Source organism: Rossellomorea orangium, from assembly GCF_019334305.1.
Classification (GTDB): domain Bacteria; phylum Bacillota; class Bacilli; order Bacillales; family Bacillaceae_B; genus Rossellomorea.
Window position 1 is genome coordinate 366,211 of sequence record NZ_JAHWGH010000012.1, and the last position, 25,236, is coordinate 391,446.

29 protein-coding genes and 1 other annotated feature are annotated in these 25,236 nt (G+C 43.4%); all 29 genes read left to right on the top strand.

Annotated elements, in window-relative coordinates; all coding sequences use genetic code 11:
• Window positions 1–56 precede the first annotated feature (56 nt).
• Window positions 57–1,238 carry a hypothetical protein gene (locus KYJ26_RS08390; RefSeq protein ID WP_219166813.1) on the top strand — a complete coding sequence of 394 codons (1,182 nt, stop codon included), beginning with the start codon at window positions 57–59 and terminating at the stop codon, window positions 1,236–1,238.
• A gap of 23 nt (window positions 1,239–1,261) precedes the next feature.
• Window positions 1,262–1,999: a PRC-barrel domain-containing protein gene (locus KYJ26_RS08395; RefSeq protein ID WP_219166814.1), complete on the top strand. Its 738-nt coding sequence runs from the start codon at window positions 1,262–1,264 to the stop codon at window positions 1,997–1,999.
• Between the two features lie 25 nt (window positions 2,000–2,024).
• Entirely contained in the window at window positions 2,025–3,401 is a 1,377-nt protein-coding gene (locus KYJ26_RS08400) for a VanW family protein (protein ID WP_219166815.1), read from the top strand.
• A gap of 22 nt (window positions 3,402–3,423) precedes the next feature.
• The gene (locus tag KYJ26_RS08405; RefSeq protein ID WP_219166816.1) at window positions 3,424–5,085 is read left to right on the top strand and encodes a GspE/PulE family protein; all 1,662 of its coding nucleotides are present in this window, start codon (window positions 3,424–3,426) and stop codon (window positions 5,083–5,085) included.
• 9 nt (window positions 5,086–5,094) lie between these two features.
• Window positions 5,095–6,138, top strand: a complete 1,044-nt coding sequence (locus tag KYJ26_RS08410; protein WP_219166817.1) for a type IV pilus twitching motility protein PilT — start codon at window positions 5,095–5,097, stop codon at window positions 6,136–6,138.
• Window positions 6,139–7,350, top strand: coding sequence for a type II secretion system F family protein (locus KYJ26_RS08415; RefSeq protein WP_219166818.1), 1,212 nt, complete (start codon window positions 6,139–6,141; stop codon window positions 7,348–7,350).
• A 110-nt stretch (window positions 7,351–7,460) separates the two neighbouring features.
• A complete protein-coding gene (locus tag KYJ26_RS08420) occupies window positions 7,461–7,925 on the top strand; it encodes a prepilin-type N-terminal cleavage/methylation domain-containing protein (protein ID WP_219166819.1) in 465 nt (154 codons plus the stop codon).
• Window positions 7,926–8,672 (top strand): prepilin peptidase, encoded by a 747-nt coding sequence (locus tag KYJ26_RS08425; RefSeq protein ID WP_219166820.1) that lies wholly within the window; start codon window positions 7,926–7,928, stop codon window positions 8,670–8,672. It begins immediately after the preceding gene.
• Window positions 8,673–8,687: 15 nt separating this feature from the next.
• Window positions 8,688–9,650 (top strand): type IV pilus biogenesis protein PilM, encoded by a 963-nt coding sequence (gene pilM, locus KYJ26_RS08430; protein ID WP_219166821.1) that lies wholly within the window; start codon window positions 8,688–8,690, stop codon window positions 9,648–9,650.
• Window positions 9,650–10,273, top strand: a complete 624-nt coding sequence (locus KYJ26_RS08435; protein ID WP_219166822.1) for a PilN domain-containing protein — start codon at window positions 9,650–9,652, stop codon at window positions 10,271–10,273. The genes pilM and KYJ26_RS08435 overlap by 1 nt, the downstream gene beginning before the upstream one ends.
• Window positions 10,270–11,046 carry a hypothetical protein gene (locus KYJ26_RS08440; protein WP_219166823.1) on the top strand — a complete coding sequence of 259 codons (777 nt, stop codon included), beginning with the start codon at window positions 10,270–10,272 and terminating at the stop codon, window positions 11,044–11,046. Before KYJ26_RS08435 ends, KYJ26_RS08440 begins: the two co-directional genes overlap by 4 nt.
• Before the next feature lie 11 nt (window positions 11,047–11,057).
• Window positions 11,058–11,180, top strand: coding sequence for a prepilin-type N-terminal cleavage/methylation domain-containing protein (locus tag KYJ26_RS08445; RefSeq protein WP_219166824.1), 123 nt, complete (start codon window positions 11,058–11,060; stop codon window positions 11,178–11,180).
• 9 nt (window positions 11,181–11,189) lie between these two features.
• Window positions 11,190–11,498 carry a hypothetical protein gene (locus KYJ26_RS08450; protein WP_219166825.1) on the top strand — a complete coding sequence of 103 codons (309 nt, stop codon included), beginning with the start codon at window positions 11,190–11,192 and terminating at the stop codon, window positions 11,496–11,498.
• Between the two features lie 100 nt (window positions 11,499–11,598).
• Window positions 11,599–12,579: an SPOR domain-containing protein gene (locus tag KYJ26_RS08455; RefSeq protein ID WP_219166826.1), complete on the top strand. Its 981-nt coding sequence runs from the start codon at window positions 11,599–11,601 to the stop codon at window positions 12,577–12,579.
• A gap of 167 nt (window positions 12,580–12,746) precedes the next feature.
• The gene (locus KYJ26_RS08460) at window positions 12,747–13,319 is read left to right on the top strand and encodes a Maf family protein (protein WP_219166827.1); all 573 of its coding nucleotides are present in this window, start codon (window positions 12,747–12,749) and stop codon (window positions 13,317–13,319) included.
• A gap of 28 nt (window positions 13,320–13,347) precedes the next feature.
• Window positions 13,348–14,058 (top strand): RadC family protein, encoded by a 711-nt coding sequence (gene radC, locus KYJ26_RS08465; RefSeq protein WP_307513736.1) that lies wholly within the window; start codon window positions 13,348–13,350, stop codon window positions 14,056–14,058.
• A gap of 243 nt (window positions 14,059–14,301) precedes the next feature.
• Window positions 14,302–15,309 carry a rod shape-determining protein gene (locus KYJ26_RS08470; RefSeq protein ID WP_061810195.1) on the top strand — a complete coding sequence of 336 codons (1,008 nt, stop codon included), beginning with the start codon at window positions 14,302–14,304 and terminating at the stop codon, window positions 15,307–15,309.
• Between the two features lie 160 nt (window positions 15,310–15,469).
• Entirely contained in the window at window positions 15,470–16,348 is an 879-nt protein-coding gene (gene mreC, locus KYJ26_RS08475; RefSeq protein WP_219166828.1) for a rod shape-determining protein MreC, read from the top strand.
• Window positions 16,345–16,866 (top strand): rod shape-determining protein MreD, encoded by a 522-nt coding sequence (mreD, locus tag KYJ26_RS08480; protein ID WP_219166829.1) that lies wholly within the window; start codon window positions 16,345–16,347, stop codon window positions 16,864–16,866. The genes mreC and mreD overlap by 4 nt, the downstream gene beginning before the upstream one ends.
• An 83-nt stretch (window positions 16,867–16,949) precedes the next feature.
• On the top strand, window positions 16,950–17,630 hold the full coding sequence (gene minC / locus KYJ26_RS08485) for a septum site-determining protein MinC (protein WP_219166830.1): 681 nt from the start codon (window positions 16,950–16,952) through the stop codon (window positions 17,628–17,630).
• A gap of 1 nt (window position 17,631) precedes the next feature.
• A complete protein-coding gene (minD, locus tag KYJ26_RS08490) occupies window positions 17,632–18,435 on the top strand; it encodes a septum site-determining protein MinD (protein ID WP_201713633.1) in 804 nt (267 codons plus the stop codon).
• A gap of 232 nt (window positions 18,436–18,667) precedes the next feature.
• Window positions 18,668–19,444, top strand: a complete 777-nt coding sequence (locus KYJ26_RS08495; protein ID WP_219166831.1) for a peptidoglycan DD-metalloendopeptidase family protein — start codon at window positions 18,668–18,670, stop codon at window positions 19,442–19,444.
• The gene (locus tag KYJ26_RS08500; protein WP_219166832.1) at window positions 19,437–20,303 is read left to right on the top strand and encodes a M50 family metallopeptidase; all 867 of its coding nucleotides are present in this window, start codon (window positions 19,437–19,439) and stop codon (window positions 20,301–20,303) included. Before KYJ26_RS08495 ends, KYJ26_RS08500 begins: the two co-directional genes overlap by 8 nt.
• Window positions 20,304–20,408: 105 nt before the next feature.
• Complete coding sequence (locus KYJ26_RS08505) at window positions 20,409–21,842, top strand: Rne/Rng family ribonuclease (protein WP_257474951.1); 1,434 nt, start codon at window positions 20,409–20,411, stop codon at window positions 21,840–21,842.
• Between the two features lie 67 nt (window positions 21,843–21,909).
• Window positions 21,910–21,989, top strand: a sequence feature (ribosomal protein L21 leader region).
• Window positions 21,990–22,001: 12 nt separating this feature from the next.
• Complete coding sequence (gene rplU / locus KYJ26_RS08510; RefSeq protein WP_034757222.1) at window positions 22,002–22,310, top strand: 50S ribosomal protein L21; 309 nt, start codon at window positions 22,002–22,004, stop codon at window positions 22,308–22,310.
• 11 nt (window positions 22,311–22,321) lie between these two features.
• Entirely contained in the window at window positions 22,322–22,657 is a 336-nt protein-coding gene (locus tag KYJ26_RS08515) for a ribosomal-processing cysteine protease Prp (RefSeq protein WP_219166834.1), read from the top strand.
• A gap of 12 nt (window positions 22,658–22,669) precedes the next feature.
• Window positions 22,670–22,960, top strand: a complete 291-nt coding sequence (rpmA, locus tag KYJ26_RS08520; protein ID WP_044339518.1) for a 50S ribosomal protein L27 — start codon at window positions 22,670–22,672, stop codon at window positions 22,958–22,960.
• A gap of 303 nt (window positions 22,961–23,263) precedes the next feature.
• Entirely contained in the window at window positions 23,264–23,797 is a 534-nt protein-coding gene (locus KYJ26_RS08525) for a Spo0B C-terminal domain-containing protein (protein WP_219166835.1), read from the top strand.
• A 32-nt stretch (window positions 23,798–23,829) separates the two neighbouring features.
• Window positions 23,830–25,116 (top strand): GTPase ObgE, encoded by a 1,287-nt coding sequence (gene obgE, locus KYJ26_RS08530; RefSeq protein WP_098353282.1) that lies wholly within the window; start codon window positions 23,830–23,832, stop codon window positions 25,114–25,116.
• Window positions 25,117–25,236 lie beyond the last annotated feature (120 nt).

Consider the following 25,236-nt stretch of genomic DNA (forward strand, 5'->3'; position numbering starts at 1 on the left):
TGTTAAAAAAAGTCTGATTTATAAGAAATATATCACAGGAAGGAGTTGAATATAAGATGATTTACCTATTTTCGTTGTTGGCACTCATTCTTTTGTTACCTATTTTATATTTTGTTCCGATAGGCATCAGCAAGCAGGGGAAATTAATACTGGCCGGTATATCATTTGGTTTGACACTCCTTGGGATTGTTGCATCGAGTCAATACCCGATGTGGGCAATTGCAATTATGTTAATGGCTTTATTGGGGGTTGCTTCTTATATGATTGACCAACGATTCAGCGGGATGATGGTGGCTGCTGCAGGAAGTGAAGTGGAAGTGTATGAGGAACAGAAGTACGAAGTCTACCAACCTCAGACAGCTCATCCTGATATACATAGTGAGGAAGTCTTGGAAAACACGCCTGATAATGACATTCTTCCAGTTGAAGAAGTGCCAGAACAAATAGAGTCAATAATCGACCAAGAGGAAATACTCGAGATTGAGGAAGATGAACCACCTATTGACGAGATTGAACTTATACATTCTCCCGTTGAAGAAATGAGCGAATCAGAAAGAGACACAGACATAATACCTGTTCCCGAAGATGAGAGTGAATGGTTTATTGAAAATACCAACGAAATGACGGGAAAAGTAGAAGTGATAGAAAACCAAAATGAAATCTTTAATGATGGGGATTTAAGTGAAATCGAAAGTATGATCGATGATACTAATTTGCAGGATGAACCAGAGGTGGAAGAAGAAGAGGCAGGCCTATTCGAGGAGGATATTCCAGAAGTAGGTGATGAATCTGTTACAGAAGAAGAATTGAGCGATGAAAAAGGTGACTCTGAACGTGAGGAAGTAAACGAGCAAACAGAGTCAACGTTAGAGATCGTAGAGACTGATATTAATACCGCGCTTAAAGAAGAGGATACTTATATTGATGAACTTCCAAATCGCCATAGGATCATGAGAGAAGTAATGAAGACAATGATCGAACAAATCTCACTTTCTAGAAGTCTGTTAACGACAGATCAAATGGAAAACATGATTAAGCATTATTTACATCCCAGTCTACATGATCAGGATTACTATACATTTGCAAGGATATTAATGGATCATTACATTTCAACAGAGCAATATGTGGATTTGTGCATGTTCATTAAAGGAATTGAAGATAGGTTCATGGAATATCCTTACATCTTATTGGACATAGAACAAACCAAAGAATTTGCCTTGGAAAAACAGACGAAATAAATTGATAGAATAGGTGAGATGACATGAAGAAAAGTGCAGAGATGAAAACATTACCGATTATTAGTATTAACGATGGAAGTGAAATAGGGAGAGTGAAATCCCTTGTTATAAATCCGGAAAAAGGATCCGTCGACTTTTTGACCATCGAACATGAAGATTGGCAAGTGAGTGTCAAAGCAATTCCTTTCAAGAAAGTAGTAGGAATCGGGGAGTATGCCGTCACGGTAGAAAATGAGAATGCGGTCATCGACCTGAATGAAATTCCGATTGCCAACCAGCTGGTAAACAAAAAAATCAAAATCAATGATACTCGCGTAATGACCCGTAAAGGGCAAATGATCGGGAATATTCATGAATTCTATGTGGATGATGAAACAGGCGCAATCGTTTCATTAGAGTTAGTTGCACAGGATAGTACATATTTCCTTGGAACTGAGCATGTACTGACCTTTGGAAAGGATATCATCATTGTAAACGAAGATGCAGTAGAATATTTTAAAGGTACGTTTGAACAACTGGAAAATCCTCATCCTGTATATGAAGAAGAGGTTGAAACAATCCAGACTCAACAGCATGGTTTGCAAACGATCAAATCGAAACAGACTGAATTATTGACTGGTAAAAGAGTGACAGAAGATATTTATAACCTGGAAGGGGATTTGTTGATTGCCAAAGGTTCTTCCTTAACAGAATCGGATATTAAAGCTGCTCAAGATGCCGGACCTTCTGTGTTTGTTGATTTAACGATGAATATAAAGTAGGAAGTAGCAGGAAGGAGCGCCTGATGTGAAAAAAGGTCTGCTTGTAAAGTTGATGGCCGTATTATTCTGTTCCACGTTTTTTTTATATGGTTTTTCTCATCTAGGTGTTTTTGCTTATGAGACCTTCTTTGTTAAGTCCCTGCATTTATCGAAACATGCGGCACTTGCATCTATTAATCTGGGTGGAACAAACAAAGAGGAAGCCTTAACAATACTGGACGAAAAAATTGATGAGTGGAAGAGAAATCAAAATATCATGATCGAGTTTGAAGGAGAGAGTGTAAGGCTTGACCCCTCACTCCTTCAATTCCATCTCGAAGAAAGCATAGAAAAACTAGAAGGTAATGAAAATACGAGTTTAATGGTTTCATTGGAAGAAGAAGCATTGAATTATTTCTTATCCAATCATTTCCCCGACTATAATGGCGATGACGTAAACCTGGCTTCTTTAAAGGAGTACATCCTTTCTTTAGCAGGAAGTCTCAACAATGGAGAAACCGTAAGCGTATTCGATTATTTATCCAGTAATGAATCTACACAAGTCATATTTGAGGCAGTTTCGAATGAATTAGAGGTAACACCAACCATCAAGAGCTTTATTGACAATCATCCCTCCATTCTCATAGAACCGAACTCCCAGTTTTCTTTCGCAGGCTTTCTGGAAACAGAAGGTTTTGTAGTTGAATCACAGGCTGATTTAAGTCCGATTGCATCATTACTCTATCAAATCACCTTACATTCCAATTTTTCCATCATTGAACGAAATATAAGTAAAGAGCTTCCAGATTATGTGACCCTTGGCTTTGAAGCGAAATTTAATCCGATGAATAACCAGGATTTTGTTATCACTAATCCGAACTCAACAGATTATGAGCTGAAGCTTGCTATTCAAGGTAATCGAATAAAGGCACTATTGCAGGGAATCCCTTTTCCTAATACATATAACGTTAGATTGTCAGATAAAGAAACCTTTCCTCCACGGGTGATTAAACAGTTCAGTCCGTTTGTTGATAAGGGAAGCGTCGATATCCAACAGGAAGGAAAAGACGGGATCCTGATCAAGGTGTATAAGCAAAAACTGAGCACCTCAGGGGAAATACTCTCAGAAGAGCTGATCAATGAAGATTTTTATGCACCACGGCATAAGGTCATGGTTTATCCGCTGCAGGAAATGCAGGAAAACCCAAGTGGAACATATGATAACGTGCCAAACTCTGAGAATGGGGTTGAAACCCAGGACAGTGAAGGAAGCGAGAATACTTCCTCCATGGGTACTGAAGAGCAGGGTTCTACCTCAGTGGATGGGGAAGACGAGGGGAACAGTCCGGAAGATAAAGAATCTGATACTGATTCAAGTTCTAAAGAATCAAATAAGACTCAAAAGAAAAAAGATTATAAATAAGCCATAAAGAGCGGGTGATTAGGTGGCCACGATAAGAAAGAGGTTAGGAGACCTTCTGGTTGACGCAGGAATCTTATCCGAATCACAATTACAGGATACGTTGAAGGACAAGGCAAAAGGTCAGAAGCTTGGCGATGCACTGTTGCAAAGAGGATATATTACGGAACAGCAGTTGATAGAAGTACTGGAATTTCAATTGGGAATCCCACACGTCAGCCTCTATCGATATCCCTTTGAAACGAACCTATTCCACTTGATTCCGAAAGAATCGGCGAAGAGAAACCTGATGATCCCCCTCAAAAAAGAAGGAGATAAACTCTTTGTCGCCATGAGTGATCCTTTGGACTTTTACGCCATAGAAGATCTTCGCTTAGCGACAGGCTTTCAAATTGAGACAGCCATTGCGACAAAGGATGATATTCTGAAAGTCATCAATAAGTTTTATGACTTAGAAGATGGATTTGAAGACCTTTTTCAAGAAAATAGAAATCAAAATAAAGTAGAAGAGGAAACCGTGGTGGATTCCGATTCACCTATCGTTCGATTAGTAAACGGTATCCTCTCCAATGCGGTGACACAAAAAGCAAGTGACATACATATCGACCCGCAGGAAACCAAAGTTGTCATCCGTTACAGGGTTGACGGCATTCTGAGAACGGAAAGGAATCTCCCTAAGCACATGCAAAGTATGTTGATTGCCAGGCTTAAAATCATGGCGAATCTTGATATTACCGAATTCAGGGTCCCACAGGACGGACGGATTAAGGTGAATATCGATTTTCATCCGATTGATTTGCGTGTGTCGACGTTACCAACGGTCTATGGAGAGAAAATCGTCTTGAGGATTCTTGATTTAGGTTCAAGCCTGAATGACCTTGCCAAGCTTGGCTTCAACAAGGTGAATCATCAGCGATTCATGAAGATGATCCAGCAGCCCACAGGGATCGTCCTCATAACCGGACCGACGGGGTCGGGGAAATCATCCACCTTGTATGCTGCGCTAAATCACCTTAATAGTGAAGAAGTGAACATCATTACAATCGAGGATCCCGTTGAGTATCAGCTCGAAGGAATCAATCAAATCGGTGTGAATCAAAATGTCGGTTTGACTTTCGCAAAGGGGCTCAGGGCCATTCTGCGTCAAGACCCGAATATTATCATGGTCGGGGAAATCCGGGACAAGGAGACTGTTGAGGTATCCATCCGGGCTTCATTAACGGGACATCTCGTCCTTAGCACCATTCACACCAACGATTCAATCAGTACAGTGACAAGGCTTTTGGATATGGGGGTGGAGCCGTTCTTAGTTGCTTCATCACTAAGTGGAGTCGTGGCTCAACGTTTGATTCGAAGGGTCTGCCGTGACTGCAAGCAAGAGATGCCTGCAACTAAGCGGGAAGTGGAGATCTTCTCTAAAAGAGGAATTAAAATCGAGACTATCACGAGGGGGAGGGGCTGCTCTTCCTGCAATATGACCGGTTACAAAGGCCGGATTGCGATTCATGAAGTCCTTGTCATGAATGATGAAATGAAGAAAGTCATCCTGAATAATGAACCTTTCTCCAAATTGAGGGAGCATGCGGTACGTAACAAAACGATTTTCTTGGTCGATGACGGCTTGTTGAAGGTAAAGCAAGGGTTGACCACGACAGAAGAAGTATTACGAGTAGCGATTTCAGAGTAGGTGAAAGCAGTGAAAGAAAAAATAGATTATCTTTTAAAGTCCGCTTATGATCTGGGGGCATCCGATATCCACCTGACAGTGGGATCGCCTCCTATCTTCCGCATACATGGTGACTTAAAAAGATTCGGTAAAGAACAGTTAATGCCTGAAAGCACAGAATTGATGGCCAAAGCGATTATTTCTGAGCATATGTATCCTGCATTTGAAGAGGCAGGTGAATTGGATTTTTCCTACGGCATTCCAGGTGTGTCAAGATTCAGGGTGAATGCATTCAGGCAAAGATCATGCATCTCTTTAGCCATACGTGTCATCCCAACCTCCATCCCGACCATGGAAGAATTATTCCTTCCTCATGCGTTGACGGCGATAGCTGAAAAACCTCAAGGACTGTTCCTTGTGACGGGACCTACTGGAAGTGGAAAGTCCACCACGCTGGCAAGCATTGTAGATTATATGAATCGAAAAATGAGGAAGCATATCATTACCCTCGAGGACCCGATTGAGTATCTCCATAAGCATGGGGCATCCATCATTGATCAGCGTGAGGTTGGATTCGACACCAAATCATTTTCAAAAGGGTTGAGGAGTGCCTTGAGGCAGGACCCGGATATTGTCCTTGTTGGGGAGATGCGCGACCTGGAGACCATACATACCGCCATCACGGCAGCGGAGACGGGACATCTTGTGCTTGCCACCCTGCACACCTCTAGTGCACCGGCAACGATTGAAAGGATTGTGGACGTCTTCCCGCCGGAACAGCAATCGCAAATCCGAGTTCAGCTGGCATCCGTGCTCGTCGGGATCCTTTCTCAGCGCTTGTTTGCAACGGTGGACAAAAAAGGGAGGCGGGCAGCGACGGAACTCCTGATGAATAATGCGGCCATTGCCAATCTGATCCGTTCTGAGAAGGTGCATCAGATCCAGAATGTCATGCAGACGTCCAAAACGTCGGGGATGCATATCATGAGGGACAGTGTAATGAAGCTATATGAAAGTGGTATCATATCAAAGGAAATGGCGTTTCCTTACAGCAGAGAGGAGATTCCTCAATAGATGGGACGTTTTAAGTATACGGGACGAGATCCAAGAGGGAAGAAATCGGGTATCATTACGGCATCTACCAAGAAAGATGCCCTCATTCAGTTGAAGAAACAGGAAGTCAGGGTCATTGACATCCTTGAGATGCCTGAAACGCTCATGACGAAGGATATCGCTATCGGAAACCCGGTGAAATTGCAGCATCTTGTTATTTTTCTGCGTCAGTTTGCCACATTACTGCAAGCCGGGGTAACGGTGGTGGATGCCACTCATATTCTGGGCGAACAGACCGAGAGCAAAGCACTCGGTAAAGCACTGAAGGAAATCGAGGATGAGCTCAGGGATGGAAATCCCTTATCCGAAGCATTCTCTAAACATAAGAAAATTTTCGAGCCGCTTCTGATCAACATGCTGATGGCCGGGGAAGCGTCGGGAAGCCTGGATGAGACATTGGAAGGGCTGGCCATACATTATGAAAAGCAACATATTACGAAACAGAAAATCATTTCAGCATTAGCTTATCCAATGGTTGTTGGAGTCATCGCAATTGGTGTCGTTATCTTCTTATTAGCCGCTGTTGTGCCCACATTCGTTAACATGTTAACCGATTTCGGGGGAGAACTGCCCGCCATCACAAAGTTTGTCATTGCATCAAGTGAATTCACCCAGAAGTTCTGGTACATCATCATTTTGTTCTTTGTATTGATTGCTGTAGTCCTTGCTCTTTTACGAAAAGATAAAAAAACGAAATATTATTTGGATTATGCCGTCCTTCGGATACCGATTTTCGGGAAGATGCTGCAGAAAGCAGTTCTGGCCAGAATGACGAGGACGTTAAGCTCTTTATTCTCGAGCTCGGTTCCAATCCTGCAGGCGCTTGCCATCGTGGAGAAAGTCGTGGAAAATGAAGTGATTTCCCGTGTGATTGGAGAATCCCGGAGATCATTGGAAAAAGGAACTTCCCTTACGGAGCCGATGAAACGGCATTGGGCTTTCCCGCCCTTGGTGACTCAGATGATTGCCATCGGGGAAGAGACGGGGTCCCTGGACTCGATGCTCGCAAAAGTTGCAGACTTCTATGAGAAGGAAGTGGAAAGTGCAACGGACCGCTTGAAATCATTGATCGAGCCGCTCATGATCGTCATGCTGGCAGGTCTCGTCGGTACCATCGTCACCTCAATTCTCGTTCCAATGTTCGAAATCTTCAACAGTGTTCAGAACTATTAGAAAATACCTATTATTTTACAAAAAAGTTGATTTTTTTGTCGGATGATTGTTGTATACTAGTACTAGATTACTATATTTTAGTAATAGATAAATAAACAGGAGGAATTACCATGTTAAAGAAAATGGGTCAAAGATTGAAAAATGAACGTGGATTGACGCTTATTGAGTTACTGGCTGTAGTTGTAATTTTAGGGATTATTGCTGCGATTGCGATTCCTAGTATTGGTGGGTTGATTGATAATTCCAGGAAGGATGCACATATTGCAAATGCAAAGCAAATGGTTAGTTCTGCTAAGATTGCAGTGTCATCAAATGAAGATTTAAGACCTGCTAAAGATGCCAATGTAACAATGACATTAGAAGATTTGGAAACTAAAGGTTATTTAGATACTTTAAAAGATCCTGATGGTGGAACAACAACGAAAGATGGTTACAATCGAAAGAACTCTCTTGTAACGATTACCAATGCAGGCGATGGTAAATTTACTTATACTGTAACCCTTATAGGTTCAAAAAGAAGTATCACAGGATTAGGAATTAATGAATTAACTAGAGATTCAGTAACCGATAATTAAATGATAGTTTTTCTAGTAGCTATATATGGTCTCCTCCTAGGCTCCTTCTACAACGTAGTCGGCCTCCGGATACCGCTCAAAAAATCAATCGTCAAACCAAGATCAGCCTGCCCTTACTGCCAGCATACGCTGACGGCCAGGGAACTGATCCCGGTTCTATCTTATATCATTCAAGGAGGAAAATGCGCTCAGTGTAAAGGGCGCATTTCTCCTCTTTATCCGTTAATGGAATTATCGACCGGACTACTATTCTTACTATCTTATACCGTATTTGGCTTTCAGTCTGAGCTGATTGTCGCTCTGACCCTTGTTTCCCTGTTCATGATCATCACGGTCAGTGACCTGAAATACATGGTCATCCCGGATAAAGTGCTGTTGTTTTTTTCAGTACTGTTTATCATCGAACGCATATTCATTCCCCTAAACCCTTGGTGGGACAGCTTAGCGGGTGCACTTACGGGCTTTTGTCTGCTTCTCCTGATTGCCATCATCAGTAAGGGCGGAATGGGCGGCGGTGATATTAAACTATTCGCCGTTATCGGTTTCGTTGTGGGGGTCAAGGTGATGATGGTTTCCTTTTTCCTCGCCACGCTTTTTGGAGCAGTGGCAGGCATAACAGGGCTGCTCCTTGGAATCTTCAAAAAAGGACAACCCATTGCCTTTGGTCCGTATATTGTACTCGGCACTCTCGCATCATACTTCTTTCATCAGCCAATCCTGCATTGGTATTTTTCTTTATACAGCTAAAAGGGGTCATTCACGATGTTATCACGTCTCTTCCATAAGAATAAAAATAAAATCAATATCGTCATCAGTGATCAATGGATTCGTTTTGTCGAGTTGAAATCTGTTACTCCTTTGCATATCCACCAATCTGGAGAGAAACGAATAGCAGACGGTATGATCTCCGATGGGAAAATCATTGAAAAAGAAGCGTTCCAGGCATTTTTAGAGGAATGCGTCCTCGATTGGGGACTAAAGAAGAGGGAAGTTCAGTTCATCGTTCCCAATACTCAGATGATCATCAGGAAATTGAGTATTTCATCTGATATAGAGGACGATGAGGTGAAGAGTCACTTGTTCCTGGAAATCGGAACGAGCATCCACCTCCCATTTGAAAATCCCGTATTTGATGTCGTGGTTGTCGGAAATAAAGGAGATAAGAAAGAAATCATCCTTGTGGCGGCACCAGAGGACATTGTATTGGAATATCGGCAAATGCTGGCCGGTGCCCATTTAAAGCCTGTCGTGGCTGACATCAGCCCGCTTGCCTTTTATCGCTACATACACTCATTGGATATGACTCATAGTGGGAGCCACGAAATGCTTCTTTACTTCAATCAGTCCAATGTCACGGTTTCCATCTTTCATGATCATCAGCCGGTATTCTTCAGGCCGATCAGTTTAGGTGAGGGGCGTGAGGTTGTGGATGAGAAAGCGAATCATGAAGGCTTTCAACCACTTCCATTTGATGACGTCATGAAAGAAATTGATAAAGTGATCAGTTTTTACCGTTATACCCTTACAAATGATGAAGCAACAATCAATAAACTATTCGTTACTGGTGATCATCCTATGGTGGGGGATATTCACACTCTCCTATCCAAACGGTTTGACATCGACATCATCCAAGTGCCTTCCGTTGCACGGCACGCCCAATCCAATGAAGAGCTATCGAGTGAATTCCTCCTCGCCATTGGATTGGGGTTAAAAGAGGTGATATAGTGCTCGTCGATATCAATTTACTTCCTCAAAGTGAAAAAAGAAACCGTCAATGGCTATACGTGGTTACTGGGGTAATAGCATTTGGAATTCTAGCTCTTATCGTTCTATTTATCCTTTCCGGCCAAATCGGTAAAGATGTGGATGCCCTTACGGCGGAGTTACAGGCAAATAAGCAGCTAAGAGCTGAAAAGGAACAGAGAATCTCTGATTTTGAATCCTCTGATGCATGGGTGCAGCTGGAGAGTGCGGTGGGCTGGGCAGAGAGCTATCCCATCGATACCGTTCCTGTCTTGGATCATCTGGTGGAGCTGCTTCCTGAGCGGGGATTCATGAAAGAATTCGCGTACGCAGAGGATGGAAGCATACAGGTATCCATTCAATTTGATACAAGCAGTGAAGCAGCCTATTATTTAACACATCTAAAGGAATCCAAGTATATTGCGGATGCCAAACTATCTTCCATTGCCACTGAAGCCATTACAGAAGATGAAACAATCGCAGTCAATACCGAACCCGTATTACCAAGGTACATAGGCCAGTATGAAGTCATACTGAATAGAGAAGCCATTAAAAAAATCGAAACAGAAGAGAGTTCCGATGAGCAAGGAGGCGATTCGGAATGAACATTGGATTCGATAAAAAAGAATGGCTGATGATCGGCACCTCCATTGTATTAATGCTCTTCCTACTCTTTGGATGCGTATGGTTTTTCTTCCTACCGGTCAAGACCCAGAAAGAAAATCTGCAAACTGAAATCCAAACAGAATCCAAGCTGATTGAAGTATTGGATTCCAAAATCTCTTCCATCAAACAGGACTCATTTGAAAACTCCAGTTCCCTGCAACAAAAGGTTCCGGTAAAACCTTTGACACAGCAGCTCCTTATCGACCTTGAGAAGGCTGAGATCGTTTCGGATAGTTTGATAACAAGCATTGAATTCTCTGAAGGTGCAGTGGCCCTTCCAATAGCAGGGGGATCTACAGAGTCAAACAGTGAAGCTGCCACAGAAGTGGATGGAACAGCATCAAAAACCAGCACTGAAGACGAAACTCCCCCTGCAGATATCTTGCCAGATGGTCTTCAAAAATTGACTGCCACCATGTCTGTCGAAGCAAAGAGTTATTTTGAAATAGAAGAGTTCATTAAGAAATTAGAAGAACTGCACCGAATCGTCGAAGTAGAGCAGATCTCCTTCAGCGGACCTGCCGAATTACAGCAATACGAAGATGCTGTCGAAAATATACAATTGAATATCGTCGTTTCCGCTTTTTATTTGCCCGGTTTAGTAGAGCTTGAGACGGAACTGCCGAAGCTTGATGCGCCGGTACCTTCCAACAAGAAGAACCCTTTTCAGCAGTTCCCTGAACAAAAGTCGGAAGAACAAGATACCAATTAAAGGTCTGATGAATGATGATTGAAAACGAAAGAGGCTATACACTTGTTGAACTACTGGCTGTGATTGTCATACTAGGAATCATTGCCATCATTGCGGTTTTGGCAGTGAATAATATCATCGAAAAGTCCAAATAACAGGCATTTGTGGCAAACGCATTAACAATGAAAAGCTCCGCCCAATATTATGCAAAAGACGCCATGCTTCAGGAACGTGAAATTAACAAGATAACATACAAAGAATTGGTCGAAGCAAAGCTCATCGAACCGATACTCGATCCCCATTCCAAAACCGTCATGACACCGGATGATACCTCCTATGTCCTGGCTGATGGTGAGAGTGTCCTATCGATATGCCTCCTTGGTGACCAATATAATCTATGTACAAATGAGGATGGGGAACAGGAAGAAATCCCGTTTTCTACTCTATCAATCCGTTCCCTGAAGAAAAACTAAAAAATTTGACGAAAACCTCTTAGGACAAGACGACAAAAGTCTTGTTCTTTTTTTTATGGGATGTGATAGCATGGAAAAAAATAGATGAAGGAGGGTGGCGATGATGGGTAATCGTGAGAAAAACGACAAAAAGATTTCTATTAAAATCAATGGGGAAAAAACGAAGTTCGATGAGGATCTTCTTGTGTATGATTGGAAGCTGGGGGAGTCGGAAACAGCTGCGGGTGAAGAGGCGAAGGATGACGGATTTGACTGGATCCTTCCTGATGAAGAAGCCGAACCTCCACAGGAATATAAAAAAATCAACTACGTGACAGGTAGTAAAAAGAAGAAGAAAAAGTCTTTTACTAACCCTTTTCAGGATTCAGTGAATCTGATCATGTCATTGGTCGGGGCGATTGTTGTCGGGGCGGTTTTGGGCTTCGGGACTCTTAAGGTGATTACGACGACGGATGGACCCGCTGCACCTGCGGCAACATTGCAGGACGACTCCACGGCAGGGAAAACGGATGGTCAACAGGCTGTTTCAGCCATTGAATTAAAGGATTTCTCCACCTCCATCCTGCAGGGCGGGGTGTTTTCGACAGAGGAATCCATGAATGCCATGAAGGACAGCCTGGCGGCTAAAGGCTTTCCGGGAGCGAGTGTTGAGAAAGATGGTCAATTCTTTTTATTGCTGGGGGTTTCGGGAGATCTGGAAACGGCCAAAACCCTAGGGGCAAAAATAAAGGAACAGGGTGTGGATGTGTACGCGAAGGACTTTGTTATTGGATCGAAGGGTATCAACGCTTCTAAAGAGGAGAAATCATTCCTGGAGAAAGGGAATGCCCTCTATAGCAAGATCGCACAGGCAAGCAGCAGTGGGATGGTCGGAGGAACTCCTGATGATGCAACTATGAAAACAATTCAATCCGGCGTGAAGGAATTGGAAGGCATCGAAGTAGATCAGGAGTCCATTGCCTCAATGAAGAAATCCTTAGTGGATGCAGGAAATCTGACAGCGTCGATGAAATCTCCAGAGGATGCACAAAAAGTTCAAGGGGAATTATTATCTTATCTTCAGCTATACGGCGGGTTATAATTTCGACTGGTTTAGACTATTTTCTAGGAAATAATATAGTGAGAGCGTCCTTTGAACCTGAACTGTACTGGTTCAAAGGACGCTCTCTTTTCACTTGTTTACCGTGAGGGATTTTGGTAGTATATTCTTGTATCTCCCATTTTTCACTCTGAAAGGATTGGTATGGTTTGTCCAACCTCATACTCGCTTCACAATCTCCCCGTCGAAAAGAACTTCTCGAACAAATCCAACTCTCTTTTTCCGTTATGAGCTCCAATGTCGATGAAACGTTTTCAGCCGATTTATCACCCGATGAAGTCGTGATGTATCTCGCGAAGAAGAAAGCCAAAGAAATATCGAAACAACACCCCACTCACTATGTCATCGGTTCTGACACGGTCGTGACAAAGGATGGGAAGATCCTTGGAAAGCCAGAGTCGAAAGAAGAAGCAAAAGAGATGCTCAGGATGCTATCAGGATCTGCCCACGAGGTTTACACAGGTGTCGCAATCGTACACGGTGAGGAGGAAAAACTTTTTTATGAAAAAACAGATGTTACGTTTTGGGAGTTGACCCCTAAAGAGATTGATGACTACATCGCATCTGAAGAACCATTCGATAAAGCAGGTTCCTACGGGATCCAGGGCATAGGGGCAAAATTCGTCAAAGAAATCAAAGGCGATTATTTCGCTGTTGTCGGCCTGCCGATCTCGCGTGTGAATCGCGCACTACTTGAAATGGGCTATCTTCAATCAGACTGACTCCTTTACGTAAGAAAAGGAGGAAATAATGGTAAAAACCCTACCAACTCAGGAAGAAAACAGGTTGATGATCCGGGATTTCCCCCAGGATGAGAGACCACGGGAAAGAATGATCCAAAGTGGAGCCGCAAGCCTATCCAACCAGGAGCTGCTCGCGATCTTACTCCGTACCGGTACAAAATCCGAGTCTGTTCTTCAACTATCCAACCGTCTATTAAATCAATTTGATGGATTGAATCTATTAAAGGATGCATCTCTGGAAGAGATCACGAAAACGAAGGGGATCGGCCTTGCCAAGGCTGTCCAGATCATGGCGGCCGTCGAATTTGGCCGGCGTATCAGCAATCTTGCCTTTGATGATCGATATTCGATCCGTTCTCCTGAAGATGGTGCCAATTATGTCATGAATGACATGAGATTTTTGGCCCAGGAGCATTTTGTCTGTTTATACCTCAATACGAAGAATCAAGTTCTCCACAAGCAAACCATCTTTATCGGAAGCCTCAATGCCTCCATCGTACATCCAAGGGAAGTCTTTAAAGAAGCCTTCCGCCGCTCCGCCGCCTCTATCATTTGCATTCACAACCATCCATCCGGGGACCCGACCCCGAGCAGGGAAGACATAGAAGTGACAAAAAGATTAGTGGAATGTGGTCGAATCATTGGTATTGATATACTCGATCACCTTATAATAGGGGAGAAGAAGTTTATCAGCTTAAAGGAAAAAGGGTATTTATGACACTATGATTTTTTTCCTGGTTACGATATAATAAAGCTTATGATTTTTGTGATTCAATATAACGTGAGCTTACTGAAATAAGAGAGTCATTCTACAAGGGAATGAGTCTTTTCGTTATGCATGAACGAACAATTATTGTGACGAAAATTACGAAGATAGAGAGTGATTGGACAACTCTCCTATGAAAACACATAAAACGATTTAAAAACCAGCCAATTTGTATCAGAAAGGGAGATACCATCCATGTTTGGAACGAAAGATTTAGGGATTGATTTAGGAACTGCCAACACTTTGGTTTACGTGAAAGGCAAGGGGATTGTCGTTCGCGAACCTTCAGTTGTTGCTCTTCAGACAGATAACAAGCAGATTGTTGCCGTGGGTAATGATGCGAAAAATATGATCGGCCGTACTCCGGGGAATGTAGTGGCGCTTCGCCCGATGAAAGACGGAGTCATTGCAGATTACGAAACGACTGCCACGATGATGAAGTACTACATAAAGCAGGCGACCAGGAATAAAGGTGCGTTTTCACGAAAGCCGTATGTCATGGTTTGTGTACCTTCAGGCATTACAGGTGTTGAGGAAAGAGCGGTCATCGATGCCACAAGACAAGCAGGGGCTCGTGATGCCTATACGATCGAGGAACCCTTTGCAGCGGCTATCGGAGCAAATCTTCCGGTTTGGGAACCGACGGGTAGCATGGTCGTGGATATTGGTGGCGGAACGACGGAAGTAGCGATCATCTCTTTAGGGGGGATCGTGACAAGTCAGTCGATCCGTGTTGCCGGGGATGAGATGGATGATGCCATCATCAACTATATCCGCAAGACGTATAACCTGATGATCGGGGACCGTACGGCGGAAACCATCAAGATGGAAGTCGGGTCTGCAGGGGATTCTGAAGGAATTGAAGCGATGGAAATTCGTGGCCGTGACCTTCTGACAGGATTGCCGAAAACGATTGAAGTAACGGCTGTTGAAATTGCTTCTGCCCTTCATGACACCGTATACACGATTGTGGATGCCGTTAAGAGTACGCTGGAGAAAACTCCACCTGAACTTGCAGCAGACATCATGGATAGAGGGATCGTGCTGACAGGAGGCGGAGCGCTTCTACGCAACCTGGACAAGGTGATCAGTGATGAAACGAAGATGCCGGTGCTTATTGCCGAAGAGCCACTGGATTGTGTAGCCATAGGGACAGGGAAAGCCCTTGATCACATCCACTTATTCAAAACACGAGGAAAATAATTGATAGTAATGGGGGACGTCTCCTTATGGATGCAGGTGCAGCCTTAAGGCCGGCCCCATCTTTTTTCGAAGAACCATGAATATTTTGACGAATGATATCAAAAATAAACGAATTTTGATATAGTATTTACTAGAATGAGAAAAGGTTGAGGTGTACATCATGCCACAATTCTTCCTGAATAAACGTTTGATCATTCTGCTCGTCAGTGTCATTGTCCTAGTGGGATTAATCGGATTTTCTTTGCGTGACCGGGATAGTATCAGCTGGCCTGAGCAGTTTGTGAAAGATATGGTAGGATTCGGACAGTCGTTGGTTTCAAAACCTGTCAATTATGTAGCCGGAGTTGTTGATAACGTTCAAGATCTTCAAAATACATACACAGAGAATGAAAAATTGAAAACGCGTTTAGATGAGTTGATTAAACTTGAAACAAAGGTGAAAGACCTTAAACAAGATAACGATGAATTACGGGCAGTACTGGATAAGAAGGAAAACCTTCGCGCTTATAATACGATCCAGGCTACCGTCATTGCGAGGAACCCTGATCAATGGCAGGAGCTCATTACCATTGATAAAGGGGAAGTGAACGGGATTCAATCTGATATGGCTGTGATTTCCTCTGCAGGACTGATTGGAAAGATTAAAAGTGTCAATGAATTCTCATCAACGGTCGAATTAATCTCGACCAATAACACAAAAAATCGGATTTCCACAGTGATTCAAAGTAAAGAACAGGATATTAACGGCTGGATTGAAGGGTATGACAGCAAGAAGGAAGAAATCCTCGTAAAGCGGATTTCCAATGACATGAAGGTTGAAAAAGGCTCCAAAGTCATGACATCCGGTCTTGGGGGCGTATTCCCTAAAGGCCTGGTCATCGGTGAGGTGAAGGAAATCAAACCGGACCAATATGGTTTGACGCAAACGGCTTATGTAAAGCCTTCTGCTGATTTCTACCATTTAGAGCATGTTATGGTCATCGATCGTGAAATCCAGGGTGTGACGGAAGACGATGCGGTTGAGGAGGAAGAGCAATGATCAGCAGGCTCCTCCTTCCATTTATGACCCTGCTATTCTTCTATAGTGAGAGTTTATTTGTGCACCTTTTTCCCAGTGAAGAGTGGTTCGATCAGAAAATGATCGTCCCTCATTTCCTGATTATTGTGCTGTTCTTTATTTGTGCTTTTTACCAGTACAGGACTGCGCTTCTTTATGGGTTCATCTTTGGCTTCCTATTTGATATTTATTACACTGAAATCAATGGGATTTATCTGGTGTTTTTCCCGTTCGTCATCTTTTTATCTCATCAGATGATGAAAGTGTTACATAATAACCTCTTTGTTTTAGGGATCATTTCCATGGTGAATATCTCTGTTTTAGAATTTTTGGTCTATCAGATCAATCGGATTATCAACAGGACGGATCTGACGTTCATGCAATTTGTAGATTGGCGTTTGTGGCCAACATTGATCTTGAATGTTCTATTTTATATCATTCTTGCCTTCCCATTCAGAAACTATCTTCTGAAGAAACGGAAAGAGTGGTTGGATGAATAATTTCCATTAGTGATTTTTTCATAAAAAGAGGAAATGACACTGCTTATGTCGAATTTAAAGACGACTGAGGTGAAAATTGCGACATGAACAAGAAGCCAAATGTGATGATAAAAGGAACAAAAGAAGGCCTGACTCTTCATCTCAACGATCAATGCTCGTTTCACGAGTTAAAGAAGGAATTGGACGATAAGCTGTCTGCCCATTATCGGGAAACAGAAGGTACCCCCCTCTTGACGGTTAATATTCAAACCGGCAATCGTTACTTGACTGAAGATCAAGTGGAAGAGTTAAAAGAAATCGTAAGACAAAAACGCAATTTAGTAGTAAATGAAGTATTGAGCAATGTCATAACGAAGAATGATGCAGAAAAACTAATAGATGAACGAAATATCGAAACCCTTACCGGGGTCATCCGTTCGGGACAGGTCGTGGAAACAGCAGGCGACATCCTCATAGTAGGTGACGTCAATCCAGGGGGGAAAGTCCTTGCTGGAGGGAATATTTACATATTAGGTTCATTGAAAGGGATTGCCCATGCCGGCTGCAATGGAAATCAAGAGGCGGTCATCGTGGCGTCCAAGATGGTTCCATCCCAGCTGCGGATCGCGGATTCTCTGAACCGTTCACCTGATCGGGTGGAGGAAGAGGATGACCGCGAAATGGAATGTGCGTATGTGGATGACAGCGGGCAGATCGTTGTCGATCGATTACAAGTTTTGAAGCATCTTAGACCAAATATTACTAGTTTTAAAGGAGGAAGCTAATGTGGGTGAAGCCATAGTTGTTACTTCAGGTAAAGGTGGAGTAGGAAAGACGACTACTTCTGCCAATGTTGGTACAGCATTAGCTCTACAAGGCAAAAAGGTTTGCTTGATTGACACGGATATCGGCCTCAGAAACCTGGACGTGGTGATGGGACTTGAAAACCGGATCATTTATGACCTCGTGGACGTGGTGGAGGGCAGATGTAAAATCCATCAAGCCCTGGTGAAAGACAAACGTTTCGAGGACAAGCTCTTTTTACTGCCGGCTGCACAGACGAGTGATAAGTCCGCTGTGAACCCTGAACAGATGAAAAAACTGGTACTGGATTTAAAGCAAGACTATGATTATATCATTATTGATTGCCCTGCAGGTATAGAACAGGGATATAAGAACGCCGTAGCAGGGGCTGACCGTGCAATTGTCGTCACGACTCCCGAAATTTCGGCAGTTCGTGACGCTGACCGCATCATCGGTTTACTGGAGAAGGAGAATATCGAGCCGCCGAAGCTTGTAATCAACCGTATCCGGAACCATATGATGAAAAATGGAGAAATGCTTGATGTGGACGAGATCACTACGCATCTCTCCATCGATCTTCTAGGAATTGTCGCTGATGACGAAAATGTCATCAGGTCATCCAATAAAGGTGAACCGATCGCCCTCGATTCAACCAGTAAAGCCTCCATCTCTTACCGGAATATCGCGAGACGGATACTTGGTGAATCCGTTCCGCTCCAATCCCTGGAAGAAGAAAGAACCGGTGTCTTTATGAAAATTAAAAAATTATTCGGTGTAAAAGCCTAGAGCTTTTTCCAGTCCCGGTAGGACGCATGCTGCGTTTTACCGGGGCTTTTTTATTTTCTCCATGAATATTCCACTGAGACAAGTCATACATTGTAGCAAAACATGTGAATTGAATCATGGTATGGATCTTTACACCCCTATGCCCATCATCAGGAATAGACCCAGCCCCTCTTGATCAGAGTGAAGAGATCAATGGTTATCAAACAATACCTTATAAAAAGGAATGGTGTACATGGGGAATCGAGCGGATGAAATACGTAAACGGATAGCCAAACGAAAAAAAATGGGGAATTCTAGTCCATCTGAACACTCATCTTACTTTCTTCCGACGGATGAGGAACGTTATGGAATGGAGCGTCAGGCAAGCTTTGAGGGTGGACCGCCACCGGAAGGCATGCACCCCCTATTTAAGAAAGAAACCTTCATGCTGAAGATCCTTGGGGCGGGCATCATGGTGCTGATCACGGCCATCATGTTTAAGAGTCCTTCACCGGTATTTAATGAAGCAAAGTCTTACGTTACGAAAACGATGGATACAGAGTTCCAATTTGCCGCCATTTCCACGTGGTATGAAGATCAGTTCGGGAAACCACTTGCTTTATTGCCTGCCAGTGACACGGACAAGGAGTCAGCCTCTACACAGAGTGCTGAATACGTCCGCCCGGCTTCGGGGAAAGTCGTAGAGAATTTTAAGACGAACGGGCAGGGCATCATGCTTCAAACCGTCCTTGGTGAAGATGTGACGGCCATGAAGGGAGGATTGATCATTTTTGCAGGGAAGAGGGATGAGCTTGGGAATACGGTGGTCATTCAGCATGCAGACCAATCAGAATCCTGGTATGGGAATCTCGAATCAATCGATGTGAAGCAGTATGAAAAAATAGAGAAGGGCTCGCTTGTAGGAAAAGTTTCTTCAAGCAGTCAGGATGATGCAACGGGAGAATTTTATTTTGCCATTAAAATGGGTGATGAATTCATCGACCCGATACAGGTGATGTCATTTGACTAAGATCATTTCACTTTTGAAGAAATTTTACGTACACCCATTGCTGTGGCTGGTGATCGGGATTGCCATCTTAACGGCCCACTTTTTTGAACTGATCCTCCTGCTCATCATCATCACCATACATGAATTGGGACACGGAATGATGGCACAATCCTTTTCCTGGAGAGTCAAGAAAATCGCCTTGTTACCCTTTGGAGGGGTGGCTGAGATGGATGAGCATGGAAACCGTTCATTAAAAGAAGAGTTCTGGGTCGTGGCGGCGGGACCGCTTCAGCATATTTGGCTCATTGCCCTTGGCTATGGTCTCCTGTCAATTGGGGTCATCAGTCAGGATTCATTTACGCTTTTCTTTCAATTGAATATGATGGTGTTATTGTTTAACCTTCTTCCCATATGGCCTTTGGATGGAGGGAAGATGGTTTCCCTGCTGCTTGCCATGAAGTTTAATTATTTGAGGGCGTATGAATACACGCTCCTCTTTTCGTTTGGTTTATTACTCTTTTTCCACCTGATTGTTCTTGTAACCGCTCCCCTTCATCTGAATTTATGGATTGTCCTTTCATTTCTGTACTTTTCCCTTTGGGTGGATTGGAAACAGAGGAGATACGCCTTCATGAAGTTTTTACTGGAGCGTTATTACGGAAAGAGCCATCAATTTGTACAATTACGGCCATTACCGATTGAAAGTGATGATTCCATCATTACTGTGGTGGAACGGTTTCAACGCGGGGTCAAGCATCCCCTGGTGGTATTCGATAAAGGAATCGAAGTGGGAAAGCTTGATGAAAATGAACTTCTCCACGCCTTCTTCGCCGAAAAGATGACTTCTGCGAAAACGAAGGATCTCCTTTACCTTTATTGACGAACATTATAAAGTATGGGCATACTGGAAAAAGGGTTGAATCCAACCCTTTTTTCTGTTGTTTCAGGCATCCATTATAGAAATGAGGGTCCCGATGTGGAAGAAATGATTGTACATAGTAAATGCAGGGAAAAACGATGGGTACACCGACTACATAATGAAATAATCGGTTTATATACATATCCTCCGGGAGACGAAAGTTTAACGGGCAATATCTATCTGGGAAAGGTCGACAAGGTCCAGAAGGGGCTTGGAGCAGCCTTTGTGGATTTCGGACAGGGCAGGAATGGGTATCTTCATGAAAAGGATTTTCCACAAAATGTGGAAGCGTATCAAAGGGAAAGTGATCCTACTCCAATCGGCAAATGTGTCCATGAAGGGCAAAAAATCCTCGTTCAGGTCATAAAGGATGAGATGGGGACAAAAGGTGCCAGATTGACGGCGGTCATCGAAATGAAAGGCGAACATATGGTGTATATGCCAAAGGGCCACTATGTCGCGGTATCAAAGAAAGTAGATGATGAGAATCGGAAGGTTTTAAGGCGATTAGGGAATGAATGGAAATCCCCTGAAGAAGGCATCGTGATGCGTACCAACGCGGCGGGTGTGAAGGAAGCCGTGTTACAGGAAGAACTGATTCACTTGAGGTCTCTCTATGAACGTCTGGAGAAGGTTTCTCTCCGGGCAAAGTGTCCGTCCCTCATATCCAGACAGGACACCTTTTATGAAGATCTCTACGAACATCTAAAAAAAGGGAAGGGAGGTAAGATTGTCTTTGATGATTATGACAGCATGCTTCAAGCGGAGGAAATGAGTGGGGAAGAGATCCGGGCAAAGTGGGGTTTCGAACTTTATCAAGGTCACGAAAATATCTTTAAGTATTATCGTGTTCACTCTGCATGGGAAACCGCATTGAGGAAAATAGTCTGGCTGGGTAACGGAGGCTTTCTTGTCATAGAATCGACTGAAGCCATGACGGTTGTGGATGTCAATTCAGGGAAATTCACCGGGAAAGACAATTTGGAAGACACGATTCTGTATACGAACAAACTTGCTGCGAAGGAAATGGCAAAACAGTTGACGATCCGTAATTTGAGTGGAATGATTCTGATTGATTTCATTGATATGAAGAAGGAAAGCCATCGCAATGAGGTGATGGGCTCACTTTCAGAAGCCCTGGTCTCTGATCGCCAAAGAACAACCATCGTCGGGTTTACTAAGCTTGGGATCCTGGAACTGACCAGAAAGAGGACACGCCTGCCGCTATCTGCTTCCTTGACCCGTCCCTGTTCGGTATGTCATGGTACAGGAAGGGAGATGAGCCCTGAGTCAATGGCTTTCCAGCTCGAACGGGAGTTATGGGAATGTGATGGGGAGGCTTCGCAGATTGAAGTGGAAGCCACACGGGAAGTTGCAGATGTGTTTTCAGGGAAACAGGGGATCCATCTGCATCGACTACAAACAGCATTGAATAAAAAAATCATCATGAAGGAGATTACTCATAATCATCCTTATTATCATATAACGAAAATAATATGAAATTCTTGAATGTTATTGACAGTATGTCGATTTATATGATAGGATTCTAATGTTATTGATTGTAGCACCCGTGCTACAACCGCTCATTACAGGTACTAAAAGTGTGGAGCATTCCAACACCTGTCATTGGCGAGTCTGAGTTTATAAGGAGGTGCGATTATGTACGCAATTATCGAAACAGGTGGTAAGCAAATCCGTGTAGAAGCTGGTCAAGCAATCTACATCGAAAAGCTAAACGCTGAACAAGGCGATACGGTAACTTTTGACAAAGTTCTATTCGTTGGTGGTGACGATGTGAAAGTAGGAAGTCCTTTAGTGGATGGAGCTACTGTAACAGCGAAAGTTGAAAAACAAGGCCGCGCGAAAAAGCTTGTAGTATTCAAATACAAAGCGAAAAAGAACTACCGTCGTAAGCAAGGTCACCGTCAACCTTACACTAAAGTTGTCATTGACGAAATCAACGCGTAAGGCGTGAGATCATGATTAACGTTTACGTAGAGCGTTCACCAGGGAAAAGAATTCGTTCTTTCTCTATGGATGGACATGCTGATTTTGCTGAAAATGGGCAAGACATTGTTTGTGCAGGTGCTTCTGCTGTTTCATTCGGCAGTATTAATGCCATTATGGCCTTAACCGGTGTCGAACCGGCCATTGAGCAATCCTCAGATGGTGGATTCCTTCGCTGCGTCATCCCTGATGACCTTCCGGAAGAAACAGAGGGCAAGATTCAGCTGCTGTTAAACAGCATGCTTATCAGCCTCCAAACAATTGAAAGAGACTATAGTGATTTTATTAAAATAACCTTCAAAAAGTAGGAGGTGGAACAAATGTTAAGATTAGACCTTCAGTTTTTTGCATCCAAAAAAGGAGTAGGTTCGACTAAGAATGGTCGTGACTCTATCTCAAAGCGTCTTGGTGCTAAGCGTGCAGACGGTCAAATGGTTACTGGTGGATCAATTCTTTACCGTCAACGCGGTACGAAAATTTATCCAGGCCTAAACGTCGGCCGTGGCGGCGACGATACACTTTTCGCTAAAACCGACGGTGTTGTTCGTTTCGAACGCATGGGTCGTGACAAGAAAAAAGTGAGCGTATACCCAGTTGCGAATGAAGCTTAATCGCATATCTTTAACGAAAACTCTAACCGACTTTCGGTTAGAGTTTTATTTTTATCACGGGTATCGGCATTTAAGGTCGAAAATGTACTGGATGATTGGTTTCGATTCATAATAGAAACGATTATGAACGGGCTTGATGGGATATTATCGAGTTTTGGGGATATTTTATCGACTTCTCCTGTTTACCATTTATTATCGACTAACCAATCTACTTCACCTGCACCATTTTTACAGAAACAATATACGCACCACGCCCATCTTTGATATACTTACTGATAGCACTTAAAGTATAGGAGTTAGATTATGAGCGAAAATTGGGGTGTAGTCGAGGCGTTGAGACATGCCCGCCACGACTGGATGAATGACTTGCAATTAATTAAAGGGAATCTGGATCTTGATCGTGTTGAGCGGGCGAAGCAGGTGATCGAGGAAATGGTCCTTGTTGCACAAAACGAGTCGAAGCTATCGAATCTAAAGCTTCCACGATTAACAGAATGGATATTAACCTATAATTGGTCAAGACATTTGATTAAGCTGGATTTTGAAGTCCTTCAAATCGAGTCGGCACATGGACTTGATGACAGAAGACTATACAACTGGTGCAAGGAGTTCCTGGCATTCCTTGAATCAAATGTAATGAACAATGTAGAAAATCAACTATCCATCTTACTGGACATTACAAAAGAACATTCCCGTTTTATATTTGATTTCACAGGTATACTAAAGAGTACAAGCGTGGTAAAAGACTGGATTAAGAATCAACAATCAAACGGAGAAAATATAGAAATAGAACAGCTTCAAGAAGAGGTTCTTGTCATTCATGTAGTTGCCCGATGAGGGGATTGCACGGATAAGTTAGGAGTGAAAGTATGTTTATAGATCAGGTCAAGGTTTATACAAAGGGCGGTGACGGCGGAAACGGTATGGTTGCCTTCCGTCGTGAGAAATATGTACCTAAAGGTGGTCCTGCAGGAGGAGATGGCGGTCATGGTGCAGACGTCATATTCGAAGTGGATGAAGGCTTAAGGACGTTGATGGATTTCCGTTATCAACGTCATTTCAAAGCACCTCGTGGAGAGCACGGGATGAGTAAGAATCAACATGGGCGCAATGCGGAGGATATGGTTGTCAAGGTTCCACCGGGTACGGTCGTGAAGGATGACGATACAGGTGAAACGATTGCTGACCTTGTTCAGCATGGTCAACGTGCCGTCATTACGAAAGGTGGCCGTGGAGGAAGAGGGAATTCCCGTTTTGCGACTCCTGCGAACCCTGCTCCTGAGCTTTCTGAAAAAGGGGAGCCGGGTCAAGAGCGCTATATCGTGATGGAATTAAAGCTTCTTGCTGATGTAGGATTGGTTGGATTCCCTAGTGTCGGGAAATCCACACTCCTTTCCGTTGTTTCAGCAGCTAAGCCTAAAATCGCTTCGTACCATTTCACTACGATCGTTCCGAATCTAGGCATGGTTGAAACGGGAGACGGAAGAAGCTTCGTCATGGCCGATCTGCCTGGATTGATCGAAGGTGCCCATGAAGGTGTCGGTCTCGGTCATCAGTTCCTTCGTCATATTGAACGTACGCGCGTCATCGTGCATGTCATTGATATGAGTGGAATGGAAGGAAGAGATCCATACGAGGATTATCTGACGATCAATGAAGAGCTTAAACAGTACAATCTTCGTTTAACCGAGCGTCCTCAAATTATTGTTGCAAATAAGATGGACATGCCGGATTCGGAAGAGAATCTGAAGATCTTCAAAGAGAAACTTCAGGAAGATTATCCTGTGTTCCCGATTTCAGCAGTTACTCGACAAGGTCTCTCTGAGCTGTTGTATGCCGTAGCGGATAAAGTGGAAACAACTGCTGAATTCCCGATCCATGAAGAAGAAGAGACGGGCATTCACCGCGTTCTTTACAAGCATGAAGAGGAAGAAAGAGAATTCGAAATCACGCGTGATCCTGATGGGACATTCGTGGTCGGAGGTGCGAAAATTGAACGCTTGTTCAAAATGACGGACTTCTCCCGTGAAGACTCGGCAAGACGTTTCGCCAGACAGCTTCGTTCTTATGGTGTAGATGATGCCCTTCGTGAACGTGGTGCCAAAAATGGCGATACGATCCGCTTAATAAAATACGAGTTCGAATTTGTAGATTAAGTTCATCCTTCACCTATTTCAGACAGATAGCAGGTGGCGACTGCCGCTACCTGCCTACAATAGAAAGCGAAAGCGGTTTTTAAAGGGGCATGCTGCCTCTGACCTCTACAGCTAGATAAT

Coding starts and splice junctions, on each gene's coding strand:
- KYJ26_RS08390 (WP_219166813.1), top strand. CDS start 57: ATGATTTACCTATTTTCGTTGTTGGCACTCATTCTTTTGTTACCTATT.
- KYJ26_RS08395 (WP_219166814.1), top strand. CDS start 1,262: ATGAAGAAAAGTGCAGAGATGAAAACATTACCGATTATTAGTATTAAC.
- KYJ26_RS08415 (WP_219166818.1), top strand. CDS start 6,139: ATGGGACGTTTTAAGTATACGGGACGAGATCCAAGAGGGAAGAAATCG.
- KYJ26_RS08420 (WP_219166819.1), top strand. CDS start 7,461: ATGTTAAAGAAAATGGGTCAAAGATTGAAAAATGAACGTGGATTGACG.
- KYJ26_RS08425 (WP_219166820.1), top strand. CDS start 7,926: ATGATAGTTTTTCTAGTAGCTATATATGGTCTCCTCCTAGGCTCCTTC.
- pilM (WP_219166821.1), top strand. CDS start 8,688: ATGTTATCACGTCTCTTCCATAAGAATAAAAATAAAATCAATATCGTC.
- KYJ26_RS08440 (WP_219166823.1), top strand. CDS start 10,270: ATGAACATTGGATTCGATAAAAAAGAATGGCTGATGATCGGCACCTCC.
- KYJ26_RS08445 (WP_219166824.1), top strand. CDS start 11,058: ATGATGATTGAAAACGAAAGAGGCTATACACTTGTTGAACTACTGGCT.
- KYJ26_RS08455 (WP_219166826.1), top strand. CDS start 11,599: ATGATGGGTAATCGTGAGAAAAACGACAAAAAGATTTCTATTAAAATC.
- radC (WP_307513736.1), top strand. CDS start 13,348: ATGGTAAAAACCCTACCAACTCAGGAAGAAAACAGGTTGATGATCCGG.
- KYJ26_RS08470 (WP_061810195.1), top strand. CDS start 14,302: ATGTTTGGAACGAAAGATTTAGGGATTGATTTAGGAACTGCCAACACT.
- mreC (WP_219166828.1), top strand. CDS start 15,470: ATGCCACAATTCTTCCTGAATAAACGTTTGATCATTCTGCTCGTCAGT.
- mreD (WP_219166829.1), top strand. CDS start 16,345: ATGATCAGCAGGCTCCTCCTTCCATTTATGACCCTGCTATTCTTCTAT.
- minC (WP_219166830.1), top strand. CDS start 16,950: ATGAACAAGAAGCCAAATGTGATGATAAAAGGAACAAAAGAAGGCCTG.
- KYJ26_RS08495 (WP_219166831.1), top strand. CDS start 18,668: ATGGGGAATCGAGCGGATGAAATACGTAAACGGATAGCCAAACGAAAA.
- KYJ26_RS08505 (WP_257474951.1), top strand. CDS start 20,409: ATGATTGTACATAGTAAATGCAGGGAAAAACGATGGGTACACCGACTA.
- rplU (WP_034757222.1), top strand. CDS start 22,002: ATGTACGCAATTATCGAAACAGGTGGTAAGCAAATCCGTGTAGAAGCT.
- KYJ26_RS08515 (WP_219166834.1), top strand. CDS start 22,322: ATGATTAACGTTTACGTAGAGCGTTCACCAGGGAAAAGAATTCGTTCT.
- rpmA (WP_044339518.1), top strand. CDS start 22,670: ATGTTAAGATTAGACCTTCAGTTTTTTGCATCCAAAAAAGGAGTAGGT.
- KYJ26_RS08525 (WP_219166835.1), top strand. CDS start 23,264: ATGAGCGAAAATTGGGGTGTAGTCGAGGCGTTGAGACATGCCCGCCAC.
- obgE (WP_098353282.1), top strand. CDS start 23,830: ATGTTTATAGATCAGGTCAAGGTTTATACAAAGGGCGGTGACGGCGGA.